Here is a 17,276-nt window from a genome sequence, read left to right on the forward strand (position 1 = left end):
GGGTTTCCGTACTCGGTCAGGTTTTTCGGATCAGGCCGCGCGAGGCGAGGTTCGCCATCAGATCGGCGATGCCGAAGGTCCACGGCGCGACGTCTTCGCTGTGCCTGACCCGGTTGACGAGCGCACCGAGCCGCGGCGACGAGATCGTGACGACGTCGCCCTCGCGGTGCGTGAAGCCGCGCCCCGGCTCGCCTCGGTCGTCGGTCGGCGCGAACATCGTGCCGAGGTAGAGCACGAATCCGTCCGGGTACTGGTGGTGCCGACCGGCCGCCTGGCGAGCCAGATCGACCGGGTCTCGGCTGATGCGGCTCATGTGCGACTCGGCGCTCATCCGGAAGCCGTCCTCGCCCTCGACGATCAGTGAGACCGTCTCGGTCCGCACATCGTCGAGCGAGAAAGCGCCGTCGAACAGCCTCAGGAACGGCCCGATCGACGCGGACGCATTGTTGTCCTTCGCCCGCCCGAGCAGCAGGGCGCTGCGGCCCTCGATGTCGCGGAGGTTCACGTCGTTGCCGAGCGCCGCCCCGACGATCGCGCCGACCGACGAGACCGCGATGACGACTTCGGGCTCCGGGTTGTTCCAAGCGCTCTCGGCGAGCACGCCGACGTCCGCACCGGCACCGACCGCCGCCAGGACCGGAGCCTTCGAGAAGATCTCGGCGTCGGGCCCGATACCGACCTCGAGGTACTGGCTCCACATGCCCTGCTCCACGAGTACGTCCTTCAGCCGGGCGGCCTCCGGCGAACCGGGCACGAGGTCGGCGATGTCGCCGCCGATCGCGTCGAGCACCGCGGTGCGGATGCCCGCGGCGGCCTCGGCCTCGCCGCGCGCCCGCTCCTCGATCACGCGCTCGAGCATCGACACGGGGAACGTCACGCCCGCCGCCTTCACGACCTGCAAGTCGATCGGTGCGAGCAACCAGGGCCGCTCCACGTCGCGCACCTCGGGATCGGTGTTCGCCCAGACCTCTGCGAAACCGCCGATGTCCGGCCCGTCGGCCGCCCGCACGGCGGCGGCCGGGTCCGGATGCTCCGTCACGGCGCGCGTCGTCGCGAACGTGTGCGACACGTCGATCAGGCGCCCGCCGCGCAGCGTGACGACGCTCGGCCCTTCCGGTGTCTGCGCCCGCCCCACGAGGAGCGCCCCTTCTGCATCGGCGGGGAGGATGCCCTCGGCGCCGCGGTTCCCTGTGCTCATGCTCTCTCCTCGTCCGTCATCGGCTCAGCGGCCCCGGAACACGCCCTGGCGCTTCTCGGCGAATGCCGCGCGCCCCTCCGCCGCGTCCGCGGTCGCGAACGCGATGCCCTGCATCTCGCGCTCGTAGGCGATCGCCTGGTCCTGCGGCAGGTTCCACGCCGCCCGCAGGTTGGCCTTCGCCGTCTCGGCGGCGATCGGCGGCCGCGAAGCGATGGTCGCCGCGAGTGCCTGCGCCCGCGCGAGCAGCGCATCCGGTTCGGCGATCTCGCTGATGAGGCCCCACGCGAGCGCCCGGTCGGCGTCGATCGGGTCGCCCGTCATCAGCATCAGAGAGGCGTTCGACGCACCGATCGAGTTCGCCAGCAGCACCGACATCCCGCCGCCGCCGACCCACCCGAGCTTGATCTCGGGCGCCGCGAAGGCGGCAGTCGATGCGGCGATCCGGATGTCGCACGTCAGCGCCGCTTCGAGCCCGCCGCCGAACGCATAGCCGTTCACCGCCGCGACGACGGGCTTTCGCAGCTCGCGCAGGGCATCGCAGTAGTCGCGGCGATTTCGGAACTCCCAGGGGCTCGCATACTGATCGAGCGTCGCGATGTCGCTGCCCGCGCTGAACGCTCGCCCCGTTCCCGTGTAGACGACGGCGCGCACGGCGGAATCGTCGTTCAGGCCGTGCACGACCGCCGTGAGCTCGTCGCTCATCGCCTGCGTGACGGCGTTCAGCTTCTCGGGCCTGTTCAGGCGGATGGTCGCGACGGCTCCGTCGCGTGTTGCGTCGATCAGCTCGCTCATACGTCCTCCTCGGATGCGCAGCTCATGCGCGCGTCTCGGCGACGGCGCCCGACGCGAACAGCTCGGCGGTGCGCTCGGCGTCGACGCCGAGCTCGGCCAGGATCTCACTGCTGTGCTCGCCGACGAGCGGGGCGCCCCGATCGATCCGCGCGGGCGTTCGCCCGAAGCGGTACGGGAAGCCAGGGGTCTTCACCCTGCCCTCCGTCGGGTGGTCGTAGTCGACGAAGGTGCCGTTGTGGCGCACCTGAGGGTCGTCGACCAACTGGGCGTAGCCGTAGACCGGCCCGACCCAGACGCCCTCGGCGAGCAGCAGCTCGAGCCACTCCTTCGTCGTGCGCTTCTTCAGGTGCTTCTCGACGAGCGCGAACAGCTCGTCACGATGCGTCCAGCCATGCTCCTCGGGGTCGAGGCCGAGCAGCTCGGGCTCGTCGAAGACGCGGCCCAGTGTCTCGAGGTCGGCGAACGCGAGCGCGATGTAGTGGTCGCTCGTCGCGAAGACGCCGTAGGGAGCCCGGATGTAGACGTGCGCGTTCGGCTCCGCACCGCGGGTCTGCGGCACGTGCCCGGCCGTGAAGACGCTGAGCTCCTGCATCTGCAGCGTCGTGAGCGCATCGAGCATGTTCACCGACACGTGCTGCCCTTCACCTGTCCGCTCCCGGTGCAGGAGCGCGGCGAGGACGCCCTCGAACGCGGTCGATGCGGTGATGCCGTCCGCCAGGAACAGGCCGGCGGCGCGCGGCGGCTCGCCGTCGCGCCCGCCCGACAGCATCGAGCCGGTCATCGCCTGCAGCAGCATGTCCTGCCCCGGACGATCGCGGTACGGGCCGTCCTCGCCGTAGCCCGAGATCGACACGTAGACGATCGCAGGGTTGATCTCGCGCAGTGATTCGTAGTCGAGGCCGAGCCGCGCCGCGACGCCCGGCCGGTAGTTCTGCAGGAACACGTCGGCACCCGCGATCAGCTCGCGCACGACCTCACGGCCGCCCTCGCTCTTCAGGTCGACGGCGAGCGAGCGCTTGTTGCGGTTCAGCGAGAGGAACGAGACGTTGATCCGGTTCCCCTTCGCGCCGCCCGCCGCGGCGAAGCGCTGCCACTCGCCTCCGGTCGGTTCCACCTTGATCACGTCGGCGCCGAGGTCGCCGAGGCGCTGAGCCGCGAACGGTCCCGCCTGAGCGATCGAACAGTCGATCACGCGATAGCCGTCGAGGATGCCCCTAGTGGTCGTCATCCGTACTCCCCTGTCTCACACCGCGGTTTCGGCGCCGCCCGCGGCCGACGAGCGCAGCAGTGCATCGATCAGCTCGACGGAGCGCGCCGCCACCGTCACATCGGAATTGTTCTCGGTCGAAGCGCGCGTGATCAGTTCGATGAAGCGCACGGGCGGCACGAGGCACTCGTAGTCGCCCTGGCCGGGCGGGATCTCGACGCTCTCGCGCCGGCCGTCGTAACGGCTCAGCGTGACGCGTTCGCGTTCGACGTCGACCATGAGCACGCCCTCGGTGCCGTGCATCCGGATGTCGATCTGGTACCTGTCGCCGTCGGCGAGCGTGGCCGCGCCCGAGATCGTGCCGAGCGCGCCGCCGACGAAGCGTACGACGCCGGCGTCGAAGAGGTCGACGGGGGCGCCGGCGTTCGTCACGCGGCCCGCCACGGATTCGGCGCGCAGGCCCGTGAGCCAGAACAGGAGAGCGGACGAATGGGTGACCTGGCCGTGCGCGTAGCCCCCGCCGTGCTCAGGGCTCGACCAGGTGGCCGGGTTCGGCGCCGTCTCGGAGTTCCACCGCTCGAGCATGTGCGTCGGGTCGGAACCGAACAGGCCGCGGGTCGGCGACGCCATGTGGCACGACACGAACTGGATCTCACCGATCGCACCGGCGTCGAGCATGCGCTTCGCCGTGACCGTGAACGGCTTGTAGTTCCAGCCGTAGGGCACCAGGAAGACCGTGCCGGCCGTCTCCGCCCTGCGCACGAGGTCCCAGGCCTCATCGGCCTTCAGCGTCATGGGCTTCTCGCACAGGACGTGCAGGCCGCGCTCGAGTGCCTCGGCCGCGAGGTCGTGGTGCAGGTCATGGGGCGTGGAGATCACGACCGCGTCGATGTCGGCGTCGAGCAGCTCCTGTGCACTCTCGGTCGCGAACCCGAAGCCGAACTTGTCGCGGACCTTCTCGAGCCCATCACCGATGCCGCAGACGCCGACGAGTTCGACATCCGGGTGGTCTCGGAACAGCGGGAAGTGGTTACTGGTCGCCCACCAGCCGGCCCCGATCGCGCCGAGGCGCACTTTCTCCGCGGTCATACCGCCCACCTCCAGGTGCGCCTATCGCCGCTGCGGCCCTCGACGATGCGTCCGGCGGCCGCGAGCCGCTCGAGGTTCCCCGTCATCGGGAAGATCAGGTAGTCCGCCGCCTCCGGTTGCCACGGCCCGAGCTCCGGCGCACAAGCCCGGATGAGCTGGAGCGAGGTCATCTCACCGCGGAGGTGCTCCTCGATAGCCCGGTCGATGCGCTCGGTATAGGCGAGCGAGACGTCGAGGAAGGCGTTCACGCCTTCCCCCTCGTACACGGGGTAGTGAGCGGTCAGGAGCAGATCGGCGTCGTACCCGCGCAGGCGCCCGATCGTCTCGACGTACCGTGCCGCGTCCCGGTAGGTCGGCGGGAAGGCCGGGTCGCCGTCGGCGGTCGGAACGGTGTCGCCGAGCACGGCGTCGGAGATCGCGAGCGCGCGGTTCGAGGCGTCCCAAAGGGCGAGGTGGCCCGGGGCGTGGCCCGGCGCTGCGATCACCTCGATCACCCGCCCGCCGCCGAGGTCGAACGCCTCGCCGCCCGTCAGGGCACGATCGACGCCCACCAGGCGCGTCGAACTCCGGATCGCCGCGGTCGTCTCGGGCGGATCATCGAAGCCGTCGGAGCGCGCGAACTCGCCGTAGCGGCCGGCGATGAGCACCTCGAGGTTCTCGGTCATCAGCTCGTCCTGCGCGCCCGCGAGGAACTGCGCATCCGGGACTTCGGCCTTCAGCGCGGCGTTGCCGCCCGTGTGGTCGAAGTCGCAGTGCGAGCTGACGACCCACCGGATGGACCCCGGATCGATGCCGTGCTCCGCGAGGTAGGGCAGCAGCGTGCCCTCGACCGAGTCGTCGACGCCCGTGTCGAACAGCAGGGCGCCGTTCGGCCCCGTGAACAGGTGCATCGCGATGAAGCGCGGCGGGATGGGCGCCGCGATGCGGTGCAGGCCCGGCCTGATCTCCATGGTCGTCTCCTCGTCTTCGAGGCGGTGCGGGATGCGCCCCTGCGCATCCCGCACCGCCAGCTTCACACGCCCTGGCGCTTCAGGGCGGGGGGGATGGGCGTTTCCTTCCCGGGGGGGGGGGGGGGGGGGGGGGGGGGGGGGGGGGGCCCCCCCCCCCCCCCCCCCCCACCGCCAGCTTCACACGCCCTGGCGCTTCAGGACGTCGTCGATGAACTTCTTCGCGCGCGGCACATCGGATTCGTCGAGGTGCTCGATGATGAGGGGCACGTTGGGCGATCGCTCCGCGAGGCGCGTGACGTAGTGGTCGTAGTCCATGGAGCCGAGGCCAGCGGCTGGCAGCTCGATCTCGCCGACACCGCGGAACGTGTGGGATGCGAGCGCGTCGTCGTCGCCGATGTCCGCGTGCTTCTCGCTCTTGTCCGCGCCGGCGAGCTTGACGTCCTTGGCGTGGGCGACGCGCACGCGATCGCCGAGCACGTCGAACATCTCGTCAAGCGTGCCCTTTTGATCGCCGATGTTGTGGACCTCGAAGAAGTTCGTCGGGTCCATCAGCAGTTCGAGGCCCGGGTGATTCACGTCGTGGAACGCGCGCGCCGCCTCGCGGACGGAACCGATCACGTTGTTGACGTACGTCTCCATCAGGAACGTCGCCCCGTGGTCCCACGCCGTCTGCGCGAAGTCGGCGAGCGTCTCGCGGGCGAGGTCGTACGCGGCCTCCGAGCGGTTGTCCGGGTGACCCGCCCACTCGCTCTCCGGGTTCATCGTGCCGGTCTCGGTGATGACGTACGGCGTGCCGAACTCGCGGGCGTGGCGCAGAATCTCCTTGACGCGCTCGACGTTCTTCTTCCGCACGTCCTCATCCGGATGGATCATGTTCGTGTAGGCGCTGATCGCGCAGATGGGCAGGTCGTGGTCACGGAACACGTCGCGAACGCGCTTTCCCTTCTCGGCGGTGAGCTGGCCGTCCGAGAGGTCGATGTCCTTGAAGTGCAGGTCGAGCTGCACCGTGTTGAAGCCGAGGTCCCGGATCTTCGTCGCGGTCGTCTCGAGGTCGTACGGGAAGTACCCCGAGAAGATGCCTACCTGGATCATGGAAAGTGCTCCTTTGCGTTTCCTGCTGGTCAGAGGGTGAATTCGTCGAATCGCACCGTGCGCCTCTCGGCGATGGACCGATAACTCGCCTCGACGACGGCCATTGTCCGGACGTTGTCGGCGACCGTGAGCGCGGGCTCCGCGCCGGTCTCGACGGCGTACTGCACCTGCTCCATCACTCCGGCGAAGGCGTGCGGGAACCAGTGGGTCTCCCACATCGGGGAGACCCACTGGCCGCCCGTCTCGGTGATCGAGTTGTAGGCGATCGTCGACGGCGCACCGTTCGGCCACCCGATCGTGCCTTTCGCGACGCCGCCGGTGCCCTCCACGCGCCATGAGATGAAGAAGTCGTCGTCGTAGTCCTCGTGGCGCGGCCCGCCCCAGACGTCCTCGCGGGTCGTAGCGAGCACGCCGCCCGCGAAACGCAGTGTCGATGAGACGATGCCGTCAGTGTGAGCGAATGCGGTGCGCGGATCGGGGCGGGCGACGGCCGTGACCTCGGTCGGATCGCCGAACAGGTAGCGCAGAGCATCGAGGTGATGAACCCCCATGTTGGCGATCGTGAGCCGGTCGTAGTCGGCGAGGAACGTCTGCCAGTGCGGCACCGCGTGCATGTCGATCGCCGCGAACACCGGCTCGCCGAGCGCACCGCGGTCGAGCAGTTGCGCGAGTGAGCGGATCGACTGGTCGTAGCGCATGTTCTGATTGACGGACAGGGTCGTGTCGGCCGCCGCCGCCTCGTCGCGGAGCGCGATCGCCTCCTCGAGGGTGAGGGCGAGCGGCTTCTGCGCCAGCACTGCCTTCACATGGGGCGCCGCGAGCGCCTCCCGGATGAGCGCCGGCTGCCTGTCGGGCGGGAACGCGATGTCGACGATCTCGATGCGCTCGTCGGCGATGAGCGCACTCGGGGTGTCGTGCACCGTACCGATGCCGTAGCGCTCGGCGACCACCGCGGCGTGCGCCGGGGTGCGCGACGCGATCGCCGCGACGGGGAAGCCCGCCTGCCGGTAGGCCTCAAGGTGCTGATCCGCCATGATCGCTCCGGCGCCGATGGCGCCGATCGTGTGCCGCGAGACCCGAACCGGCGCGTCCGGAACGAGGTCGTACCGTTCTGGTGACGTCATCGCCTGCCCATCGTCGAGTCCGTGCGGCCGCGCGGCGGAAGGTGCCCTTCGGCGCTGCCGAGCCGCAGACCCGCGCGCGGGGAGCGCACATGCGGCCCCTCCGAGATCTGCCAATCGTCGCCCGAGCTCGCCGCGCGGATCGCGGCCTCGTCGACCTCGATCCCCGCGCCGGGGCGATCGCCCAGCACGACGCCGCCGGATTCGAACTCCTGGTCGAGCGAGAGACCGAAGGGCGCACCGAGGTCCTGAACCTCAGCCGTCAGGTGGTTGGGCACCGCGGCAGCCGCGGCCGTCACCGTGTGATTAGCGGTGAGCCCGACCGGGCTCACCGGCAGGTCCCGCCCGTGAGCGGCCACCGCAACGCGCAGGAAATGCGTCACGCCCCACACGGCGCCGGCCTGGACGATATCGGCGCCGCCCGCGTCGAGCAGCGGGCGGTACTGTTCGAGGCCCGTGAGGTTCTCACCGGTCGCCACGGCGGCACGGATCGCGGTGCCCAGCCGAGCATGGCCCGCGGCGTCCCAGCGGCGCAGCGGCTCTTCGACCCACGTGAGGTCGAGCTCGCGCTCGAGCGTCGCGACGTAGCGGACTGCCTGCTTCAGGTTCCACGATTCGTTGACATCGAGCATCAGGGCAGGATCGTTCGTCACGGGCATCAGCGCCCCGCGAACAAGATCGAATCGCCGCAGATCGGTCACGGCGTCGCGGCCGCCCTTGAGCTTCGCTGCCGCGAACCCGCGCTCAGCGAAGCGAGCGTAGACTTCGGCGAGCGCGTCGTCGTCGAGGGCCGCGTCGAGGGCCGATGCGTACCCCGTGACGAAGCGATCACTCGCGCCGAGCAGGCGCCAAAGAGGCTCCCCCGCAGCCTTCGCCTTGATGTCCCACAGCGCCGTATCGAGTGCGCCGATCCCGCCGAAAGTCGCGCCGGCGTGCGACGACTTGAACACCCTCGCGAGCATCCCGTCGTAGAGCGATACCACGGCCCGGGGATCCCGTCCTTCGATCGCGGGGAACAGCCGATCGAGGTCGGCATGAGACCCCATGCCCACGCCTTCGATGCCCTCGTCGGTCTCGACGATCACGAGCGGCACCTGCGTGAGCCCGGACGCGACACTGCCGTTCACGTCACCGACAGGGCGCCCCCAGTCGTGCACCGTCGTCAGAGCGCGGAAGCCCGTGATCTTCATCTCGCCCCCTCATCGCGACCGATCGTTCAAACACCATACATCATATGTCTGGTGAATCGAGTGTCAACTCCGGCTTCACCCAGTCGGGGCCGTAATGTAGCCGCATGATCGAACGCACAGCCCCTAGCGGCGCCGCGCGCCGCGCACCGATCGATCGCATCGGAGCGACCGTCCTGCGCGAGCTCGTCGACTCGATCGTGGTGGGCGACCACTTGCCCGGCGCCACGATGCCGACGGAGGCCGTGCTCAGCGAGCAGTTCGGCGTCAGCCGCACCGTCGTACGCGAGTCGATGAAGCGCCTGCAGGAGAAGAACATGGTCACAGTCGCCCAGGGGCGCGGCACGACGGTGAACCCGCGCACGAGTTGGAACATGCTCGACCCGCTCGTCATCGAAGCGCTCATCCGCCATGACGAGACCCTCAGCGTGCTCGACGACCTCACGGCGGCGCGCGCGGCACTCGAGGCCGAGATGGCGTCAGCCGCCGCCGGAGGCGATTCGTCCGATGAAGAACTCCGGGCCGCACTCGAAGCGATGCAGGACAGCATCGAGGACTCGACCGCCTTCCGCGAGGCGGACGTGCGGTTCCACCATGCCGTCATGGCGATGTCGGGGAACGCCCTGGCCGAGAACATCGCGCGCGTGCTCGTGGCGCACGCGATCGGCAGCTCACGATTCACGGGCCACGATCCGGCCCACTCATTCGAGCTCACGCTCGGCGAACACGAGCGGATCGTCGCCGCGATCACGGAGGGCGACGCCGACAAGGCGCGGATCGCGATGAGCGAGCACATCCTCGGCTCCTGGTCGCGGCGCCGCGCGCCAGAGCCCCCCACCGCCTGATTCGGGGCGTCCCGTACGAGGGATGCCGTTCGGATACGGGATAACATCATTCGTATGACGTTTGATTGACGCCAGTCATCAGACGTAGTACTTTCGGCGCATGGGGCCCGAGCCCGGGCATGCTCTGGAGAGGATCGCAATGAAGCGCACACTGATCACAGCAGCCGTCGCCACCATGGGGGTGGTAACGCTTGCCGGGTGCGGCGGGGCCGCACCGACGACCTCGAGCGACGGCGATACCGACGGCGGGGCGAGCGATGAGCTCGTCATCTGGAACTGGGGTGATGCCGACGAGGCCGCCGCAGAGTACACCGAGAACGTCAAGGCCGCCTTCGCCGAAGTGCATCCGGACGTGACGGTCGAGATCGTCAGTCAACCCTTCGATCAGTACTACACACTGCTCGGCAGCGCGATCGAGGCGGGCACCGGGCCCGACCTCGCGCTGTACAACGGGGGCACACAGATCAAGAGTCGGGCGGATTCACTCGTGCCCGTGACCGACGAGCTCTCGGACATCCGGGATCAGCTCGCGGGCTGGCCGGCGTTCGAGGCGAACGGCGAGACGTACTCAGCGCCGACATTCCTGCAGGGGTTCCCGGTCTACTACAACAAAGCCCTGTTCGCCGAAGCCGGACTCGACCCGAACGCACCGCCCGCCACGTGGGACGAACTCGGTGACGCGTGCGACGCCATCCTGGAGAGCACGGAAGCGTCCTGCTTCGCCCTCGGCAATAAGGAGGGCCTCGGCATCGAGTTCTTCCTCTCCGGCTTCGGATCAGGTGTGTTCACACCGGAGGAGTACGACGCGTGGATCGACGGCGAGCGGGATTGGACGAGCGAACACGCGAAGCAGGCACTGCAGATGTGGGCCGACAGCTCGGCTGACGGCTGGTACAACGACGGCGCGAACTCCACCGCGATGTTCAACGACTCCTTCGACATCTTCTCCGCGGGGGATGCGGCGATGGTGGTCGCCCTCATGAGCGGGACCGCTCATTGGAAGCAGTTCGACGAGTTCCTGGGCGACGATCTCGGGTTCATGATGCCCGTCGCCGTCAATGACGGCACACAGCCCGCCCTGCCGGCCGAGGGCGGCATCGGCTACGGCATCCTGAACGAGGAGAAGAAGGAGCTCGGCGTCGATTGGATCCGCGCGACGGTCGATCACGACGCGCTCTCCGAGTACTCGCTCGCCGGCGGCCAGATCACGTCCGACACGACGATCGAGCTCGATACGGACATCGCTTCGGCGAACGACATCGTCGCCGAGCTGCCCGGCAGCAAACCGCTTCTGCATACGTCTCTCGAGGCGGACACGCTCGACCTGCTCCACCGGCTCGGCCAGGAGCTGCTCGGCGGTGACGTCACCGTCGACGACGCAGCTCAGCAGCTGGCCGATTCCGAGGGCTGATCCGCCTTGTCGACCTATACGACCGAGACCCGCACCCTGATCACCGGCGATCGGGGCACGGGGCGCGGCCGCGGCGGGGCGAGGAAGCGGCCGTGGACGGCGGAGCGCATCGCGCCGTACCTGATGGTGCTGCCGGTGCTCGTGATCCTTGCCCTGCTTCGGCTGTATCCGCTCGTCCTCGGAATCAACTTCTCGTTCACGGGCGACGGGGAGCTGAACGGCGCGTTCATCGGGCTCGACAATTACGCGTACCTGCTGCAGGATGAGCGATTCCAGGCCTCCGCCCGGAACGTCCTGGTCGTGCTCCTCTTCGTGCCGATCCAGGTGTTCGTCGCCGGTATCCTCGCAACGTTCGTCTTCCTGAAGGTGCCGGGCCAGCGCTTCTACCGCAGCGTGTACTTCCTGCCTGTCGTGCTCTCGCCGATCATCATCGGGGCGATCTTCAACATCATCCTCGCGGCGAACGGACCGTTGAATGCCGCGCTCGAAACAGTGAGCATCCCCGGTGTCGACTGGCTCGGGCTTCCGCCGACGGCGCTCCCGACCGTGCTCGTCGTGCACATCTGGGCGACGTTCGGCATGGCGTTCACGATCTTCCTCGCCGGTTTCGCGACGCTCGACCCGGAGCTGCTCGATGCCGCGCGAATCGATGGCGCGACCATGTGGCAGCAGATCGTGCACGTCATCATCCCCAGCCTCAGCCAGACGATTCAGTTCGTGTTCGTCACGACGACGATCGGCATGCTCACCGGACTGTTCGCGCTCCTGTACACCATGACTGCCGGTGGCCCCGGCACCGCGAGCTACCTCCCCGAGTTCCTCATCTGGAAGCTCAACGGGGAGGCGCGACCGGCCTTGGCATCCGCGGCATCCGTGTTCCTGCTGCTAATCGTACTGGTGGTCGGGCTGATCCAGATCCGCGTGCTGCGCCGCGCGACGAAGGAGGCGTGATGCGCAGACAGCGCGCCGCGATGTGGGCGATCGCCGCACCGATGATGGTGTTGGCGGTCGCGACGATCTATCCCATTCTGTTCGGGCTCAACGTGTCCCTGAAGACTCGCAAGGACTACGTCCTCGACCGTCTCGGCGCCACGCAGACGATCAATCTGCAGAACTACGCCGACGCATGGGTCAACGCCGACATGGGGCGATACTTCCTGAACACGATCATCGTGACGGGGGTCTCGGTCGTGCTGCTGCTCGTACTCGCGTCGATGTGCGGTTACGCCCTCAGCCACTTGGCGTTCCGCGGCAGCAGGGCGGTATTCTTCGTCATCCTAGGAATGATGATGATCCCCTTCCAGGTGATCATGGTCCCAACCGTGAAAGTGCTCAGCGACTTCGGGCTCATCGATACGTTCCCCGGGTTGATCTTGGCCTACGTCGCCCAGTTCCTCCCATTCACGGTGTACTTCATGACGTCGTACTATGCGGGCATCCCGAAGGAGTTGACCGAAGCGGCACGCGTGGACGGGAACGGTCTGTTCGGGGTCTGGTGGCGCATCATGGTGCCGTCCGGCAAGCCGGCGCTCGTCTCGATGGGCATCCTGAATGCACTGTTCATCTGGAACGACATCCTGATCGCTCTGCTGATCATGCAGTCACCGGAGAAGCGCACCGTCATGGTCGGCGTCAGCACCCTGCGCGGCCAGTACCCCGACAACGTGCCGACCTACATCGCCGGCGTGATGCTCGCTGTGCTGCCGATCATTGTCGTGTACCTCGTCTTCCAGCGGCAGATCACGGCCGGCGTAACCGCGGGCGCGACGAAGGGGTGATCGCCACGTGAGCACCGATCGCATCGAGGTGTACGTCTCGCCTGACGGCTCGCCCTTCGCTGACGGCTCCCGCGGCTACCCGACCAACGATCTCCCGCATGCTGTCTCGCTCGTCCGGGCGCGCCGAGAGCCCGGCCAGCGTGCGATCATCTGGATGTCCGGGGGCGAGTACGCGCATCCGGCACCCGTCGCACTGACGTCCGCCGACTCTTTCACCAGCGTCGCCGCCGAGGACCCGGAAGACCCGCCGGTTCTGCGCGGCTCGGTCCGGGTCTCGGGTTGGCGGCCGGTGACGGTGAACGGCATCGAGATGTGGGCAGCGCAGGCACCGCGCGCGACCGCGCGGCGCCTGTACATCGACGGCGAGGCGGCGCCGCGACCGCGATATCCGCGCGATCGGATGCTTCGGGTCGAACAGCAGGCGGGTCTCGACCCCGCCAGCAGCTTCGTCGGAACGCTCTTCGACGGCTCCGCGTCGTTCCAATACGCCGAAGGGGACATCCCGAAATTCGCGCAAGAACGCTGCGTCGAGGTCGTCGTACCCCACTACTGGGTGCAGGAGCGCATGCCGATCGCGGCGATCGATCGCGAACGACGGACGATTTCGTGCTCGCTGAGGAGCATCTTCGCGTTGCGCGACGACGCGGCGGAACGGTTCGCGCGCTATTACCTCGACAATGTCGCCGAGGCGCTCGGCGAGGTGCCGGGCGAGTGGTACCTCGACGCCGACGGCTCCGTCTCGGGTCTCGACGGGCCGCATATTCTGCTCGCCTCCTCCGACGCGCCGCACGATCGCGACGTGCGGCTGCCCGTCATGGACTGCTTCGTTCGGGTCGACGGCACGGCCGAAGCTCCTGCTCGCGAGGTGCGGTTCGAAGGCATACGGTTCGCGGATGCCGACTTCGATGTGGTCCCCGCGGCCGTACCACCGTTCGGCGTGCGCGAAGACCCTCAGCTGCCCGTGGGCGGCCGGTACGCCGCGGACGTGCAGGCGGCGTCCACGGTGCCGGCGGCAGTGCGGTTCTCGTTCGCTCGCTCGTGCGCCGTCGTCGGCGGCGCAATCGAACGCGTCGGCGGATGGGCCATCTCGCTCGCCCCCGGTTCGCGCGGCAATCTGATCTCAGGGGTCGCATTCCGCGACCTGGGCGCGGGCGCCGTGCGTGCAGGCGGAGGGCCGGACCGTGCGGCGCTGAGCGCCAACCGCGCCAACGAGATCTCGGACTGCACGGCGGAACGCGGCGGGCAGGTGTACCGGGGGGCCGTCGCTGTTCTGTTCCAGCACGGGGACCACAACGTGATCGCACACAACGAGATCCGCGACTTCCCGTACTCGGGCGTCTCGGTGGGCTGGACATGGGACTACGGGCCGAGCCCGTCGGAGGGCAACCTCGTCGTCGGCAACCACATCCACCACCTCGGCCAGGGGCGGCTGAACGACATGGGCGGCGTGTATCTGCTCGGTGTCGCACCCGGCACAGTCGTCCGCGACAATCACATCCACGACGTCGAATGTCGCAACTACGGCGGCTGGGGCGTATACCTTGACGAGGGATCGAGCCACGTCGTCGTCGAGGGAAACGTCGTGCACGACACATCGAGCCAGTGCTACCACCAGCACTACGGCCGCGAGGTGATCGTGCGCGACAATATCTGGGCCCGCGGCGGGAACGGCCAAGTCTCGATCACCCGCCCAGAGCCGCATACGTCGTTCACCTTCATCCGGAACATCGTCGTCGGTGCGGCGTCGCCCGCGTTCGTCGGCGAGCCGGGTGTTCGCGACGTGCGCCTCTTCGGCGCGGACACCGATCTCAACCTGTTCTGGGACACGTCGCCCATCGCCGGCGCAGTGCGAGCTGCCAACGCCGAGAAGCCGACACTGCCGGACGGCAGCATCGGCTTCTCGATCGTCGAGGCCCTCGATGACGAGTGGGCCGCGCTCGGCCGCGACCGCCACTCGATCACCGCCGACCCTAGGCTCACCGACAGCTTCGGAGTGGGCGACGACTCCCCGGCACGCGAATTGGGCATCCGCATACCCGACGTGTCCGACGTGGGGCCTCGGCCCGCGTCCGATCGGGACCATCCGCTCGCCGCGCCGACGCTGCCCGACCCCTTGCCACCGACACGGGGCTGACGCACCCCGCCTCACCCCAACAGCACCGTCTCAACCCGCCGCACGACCGCGGACCGCACCTCGAGAATCGGCTCGGCCGCATCCGGACGCACGCGCGGGTCGACGTACACCCCGGTTGCCGGGTTCCACGCGAACGCCTGCAGCGTGAGCGGCGCTGACCGCAGCGCGTCGGCGTACGGGGCGAGGTCGACCTCGAGCGCGCGGCCGTGCCAGAACTGGTCGGCGATCAGCTCGTCGCCGATGTGCAGCCGGATGACGTCGCCGATCCAATCCAGCGAGAGGACCGCGGCTTCGGCGGACAGCGCGTCCGCCGGTATGTGCACGTCGACGCTCGCGGCCGCCGCGAAGTCCGCCGTCGTCGGCGCCGACAGGCGGTCGGCGGGCCCGCCGCGGCGCACCGGCGCGACGGGCGCCGCGGGGAACGCGGGCACCTCGATGCGCTGCTCGGCGACCCCGGCAGGCACGGCGTACCGGCTGAAGACACCGCCCTCGCCGACGACAGGGGCCTCGTTCCGGAGGGGCGGGAACACGCCGATCGCGGTGGCTTCGGCGCCGCGCACGGCGCAGTAGCCGCCGTCGAACCACCCGCCGCCGCGCCACAGCACAACGGAGTCGCGCCCGCCGATGTCCCCGCGCCATACGGACGCCGCACCGTCGCCGTCGAGGATCACGAAGGTCGTGCCGCCGACGCGCACCTCGCAGCCGAGGCCCGGAGGGGCATCCGGGTGCAGGACGAGGTCCGCGCCGTCGCGCCGCACCGAGGCCCCGGAGACATCGGCCGCGAGCGCTCGGCTCGCCGGGGCGGCGCCGGCGGCCCCGTGCACCCGGATCTCCGGTGCGACACCCGGCGTCGCGGCGAGCAGCACGACCGGCCCGCCCGGCCCGTCGAACTCCGTGATCGGCTGGGCCGTCGCCGAGACCTCCTCCAGCCCGCCGAGCCGTTGGCGCAGAGGCCACGCCGCGTACGCGCCCGAGCGGAGGTGCGCCGGTGCCGACGGGATCGTCACGGCCTCGTCGTCGAACTCCACGTGGAACTGCACGTTATCGAGGGCGGGGAGGACGGCGATCGCCGGCTGGTGGTTGTTCACGAACAGGAACCCGCGGCGCCCGTCGGACCGCACGGCCCAGCGGGGCGCTCCGACAGCCGGTTCGGGGACCGTCACCACGGCGTCGGCGATCGCGCCGCCGAACGCCCGCAGCATGAGGTGCTGCTGGCGCAGCAGGTGGAAGTGGCGGCGCTGGCCGCCCGCCGCCCCGATGGGCGCCCCGAAGTCGTAGTCGCGCGCGGGCACGTCGTTCGGGTACCCGGTCTCCTGCGATTCCTGCAGCGTCGTCAGCCGCCCCATCGCCTGCGCCCCGCCGTGGTACATGTAGTAGCCCTGCCACGACGAGCCGCTGCCGAGCTTCGTCAGCGCGAGCGCCGCGACGTCATCCGGTTCGACGAGGGGCCTGCGGTGGTACGCGACCGCCATGCCGCCCCCGAGCTCGCACGTCACGAACGGCCACGGGTCGGCGTCGCCCGCCGCTTCCGCCGCCCGCGCGGGCGCATCGCGCAGGTCGGCGCCGACGGTCAGATCGTCGCGCACGGTGCTGAACGAGAAGTGCATCTCGCCGAACCCCGGCCAGCCGGTCGTCGACTCCTCCCAGAAGCCGTCGGCATAGCCGGCGTACACCGGCAGGACGCGGCCGGCCGGAAGCTGCGCGCCGCCCCATCCGGTCGCCGTCCACAGGCTCGCGCGCATGCCGGCCTCCTCCGCGAGGCGGCGCAGCGTCGCGAGGTGCGGGCCGTCGTCGTAGAGCTCGTTGTCGACCTGGATGCCGATGATCGGGGCACCCGGGTTCTCCTCGGAGCGGAACAGCCCGCGCGCTTGCTCGGCGATCGCGCCGAACCACCGGCGCACGTGCGCGAGGTAGGCCGGGTCGTCGGAGCGGTGCCGGATGGGCAGCGCCTGCAGCCAGTCGGGGAACCCGCCGTTGCGCGACTCGCCGTGCGCCCACGGCCCGATGCGGAGCATGACCTTCAGGCCCGCCGCGTCCGCGAGCTCGATGAAGCGCCGCACGTCGCGGGGCCCGTCCCAGCGCAGATCCCCCTCGGTCTCCTCATGGGTGTTCCAGATCACGTAGGTCGCGAGCACCGAGATGCCGCCGGATGCGAGCTTGCGCAGCTCGCGCTCCCACCGATGCGGCAGGTCGCGGGCGAAGTGGTACTCGCCCATCACGGGGATCCACGGCTCGCCGCCGACCGTGACGCTGCGGCTCGTGAGCCGGATCGGGCCGGGCATACCGTCGCCGTCGCCGATCTCGAGCGGCGCCGCGCCCACGGGCGGCGGCATCGGAACCCGGATGCGGTGGGCGGCCCCCGCGGGAACCCGACGGCCGCGCGGCTGGTCCGAATGGATCGATTCGCTCACCCGCACGACGCTATCGGTGCCGGGCGCCCTCCCGGTACCGACGGGACGACGGCGGGGATGG

The 17,276-nt window shown here is 69.4% G+C and carries 14 protein-coding genes; 5 read left to right on the forward strand and 9 right to left on the reverse strand.

Annotated elements, in window-relative coordinates; all coding sequences use genetic code 11:
* Positions 1-16: 16 nt before the first annotated feature.
* From C0010_RS04160 to C0010_RS04195, 8 genes are all read right to left on the reverse strand, one after another.
* Positions 17-1,198, reverse strand: coding sequence for a fumarylacetoacetate hydrolase family protein (locus C0010_RS04160; protein ID WP_105565803.1), 1,182 nt, complete (start codon positions 1,196-1,198; stop codon positions 17-19).
* A gap of 24 nt (positions 1,199-1,222) precedes the next feature.
* A complete protein-coding gene (locus C0010_RS04165; RefSeq protein ID WP_105565804.1) occupies positions 1,223-1,990 on the reverse strand; it encodes an enoyl-CoA hydratase/isomerase family protein in 768 nt (255 codons plus the stop codon).
* A 22-nt stretch (positions 1,991-2,012) separates the two neighbouring features.
* Positions 2,013-3,218, reverse strand: a complete 1,206-nt coding sequence (locus tag C0010_RS04170) for a CaiB/BaiF CoA transferase family protein (RefSeq protein ID WP_105565805.1) — start codon at positions 3,216-3,218, stop codon at positions 2,013-2,015.
* A 15-nt stretch (positions 3,219-3,233) separates the two neighbouring features.
* Positions 3,234-4,286: a Gfo/Idh/MocA family protein gene (locus tag C0010_RS04175; protein WP_105565806.1), complete on the reverse strand. Its 1,053-nt coding sequence runs from the start codon at positions 4,284-4,286 to the stop codon at positions 3,234-3,236.
* Positions 4,283-5,236: an MBL fold metallo-hydrolase gene (locus C0010_RS04180; RefSeq protein WP_158685284.1), complete on the reverse strand. Its 954-nt coding sequence runs from the start codon at positions 5,234-5,236 to the stop codon at positions 4,283-4,285. Before C0010_RS04180 ends, C0010_RS04175 begins: the two co-directional genes overlap by 4 nt.
* A gap of 177 nt (positions 5,237-5,413) precedes the next feature.
* On the reverse strand, positions 5,414-6,328 hold the full coding sequence (locus C0010_RS04185) for a sugar phosphate isomerase/epimerase family protein (protein ID WP_105565808.1): 915 nt from the start codon (positions 6,326-6,328) through the stop codon (positions 5,414-5,416).
* 29 nt (positions 6,329-6,357) lie between these two features.
* Complete coding sequence (locus C0010_RS04190; protein WP_105565809.1) at positions 6,358-7,452, reverse strand: Gfo/Idh/MocA family protein; 1,095 nt, start codon at positions 7,450-7,452, stop codon at positions 6,358-6,360.
* Positions 7,449-8,639: a mandelate racemase/muconate lactonizing enzyme family protein gene (locus C0010_RS04195; protein WP_105565810.1), complete on the reverse strand. Its 1,191-nt coding sequence runs from the start codon at positions 8,637-8,639 to the stop codon at positions 7,449-7,451. The genes C0010_RS04190 and C0010_RS04195 overlap by 4 nt, the downstream gene beginning before the upstream one ends.
* A 104-nt stretch (positions 8,640-8,743) precedes the next feature.
* On the opposite strand from C0010_RS04195, the gene C0010_RS04200 reads away from it, so the two are divergent.
* From C0010_RS04200 to C0010_RS04220, 5 genes are all read left to right on the forward strand, one after another.
* On the forward strand, positions 8,744-9,481 hold the full coding sequence (locus C0010_RS04200) for a FadR/GntR family transcriptional regulator (protein ID WP_105565811.1): 738 nt from the start codon (positions 8,744-8,746) through the stop codon (positions 9,479-9,481).
* Positions 9,482-9,620: 139 nt separating this feature from the next.
* A complete protein-coding gene (locus C0010_RS04205; RefSeq protein WP_198410794.1) occupies positions 9,621-10,892 on the forward strand; it encodes an ABC transporter substrate-binding protein in 1,272 nt (423 codons plus the stop codon).
* Positions 10,893-10,898: 6 nt separating this feature from the next.
* Positions 10,899-11,843: a carbohydrate ABC transporter permease gene (locus C0010_RS04210; RefSeq protein ID WP_198410795.1), complete on the forward strand. Its 945-nt coding sequence runs from the start codon at positions 10,899-10,901 to the stop codon at positions 11,841-11,843.
* Complete coding sequence (locus C0010_RS04215) at positions 11,843-12,670, forward strand: carbohydrate ABC transporter permease (protein WP_105565812.1); 828 nt, start codon at positions 11,843-11,845, stop codon at positions 12,668-12,670. Before C0010_RS04210 ends, C0010_RS04215 begins: the two co-directional genes overlap by 1 nt.
* A gap of 7 nt (positions 12,671-12,677) precedes the next feature.
* The gene (locus C0010_RS04220) at positions 12,678-14,804 is read left to right on the forward strand and encodes a right-handed parallel beta-helix repeat-containing protein (RefSeq protein WP_105565813.1); all 2,127 of its coding nucleotides are present in this window, start codon (positions 12,678-12,680) and stop codon (positions 14,802-14,804) included.
* Positions 14,805-14,815: 11 nt separating this feature from the next.
* On the opposite strand, the gene C0010_RS04225 is transcribed toward C0010_RS04220, so the two are convergent.
* Positions 14,816-17,215: a beta-galactosidase gene (locus tag C0010_RS04225; RefSeq protein WP_158685286.1), complete on the reverse strand. Its 2,400-nt coding sequence runs from the start codon at positions 17,213-17,215 to the stop codon at positions 14,816-14,818.
* Between the last annotated feature and the right edge of the window lie 61 nt (positions 17,216-17,276).

It is taken from the genome of Microbacterium halophytorum, assembly GCF_002970975.1.
GTDB classification, from domain to species: domain Bacteria; phylum Actinomycetota; class Actinomycetes; order Actinomycetales; family Microbacteriaceae; genus Microbacterium; species Microbacterium halophytorum.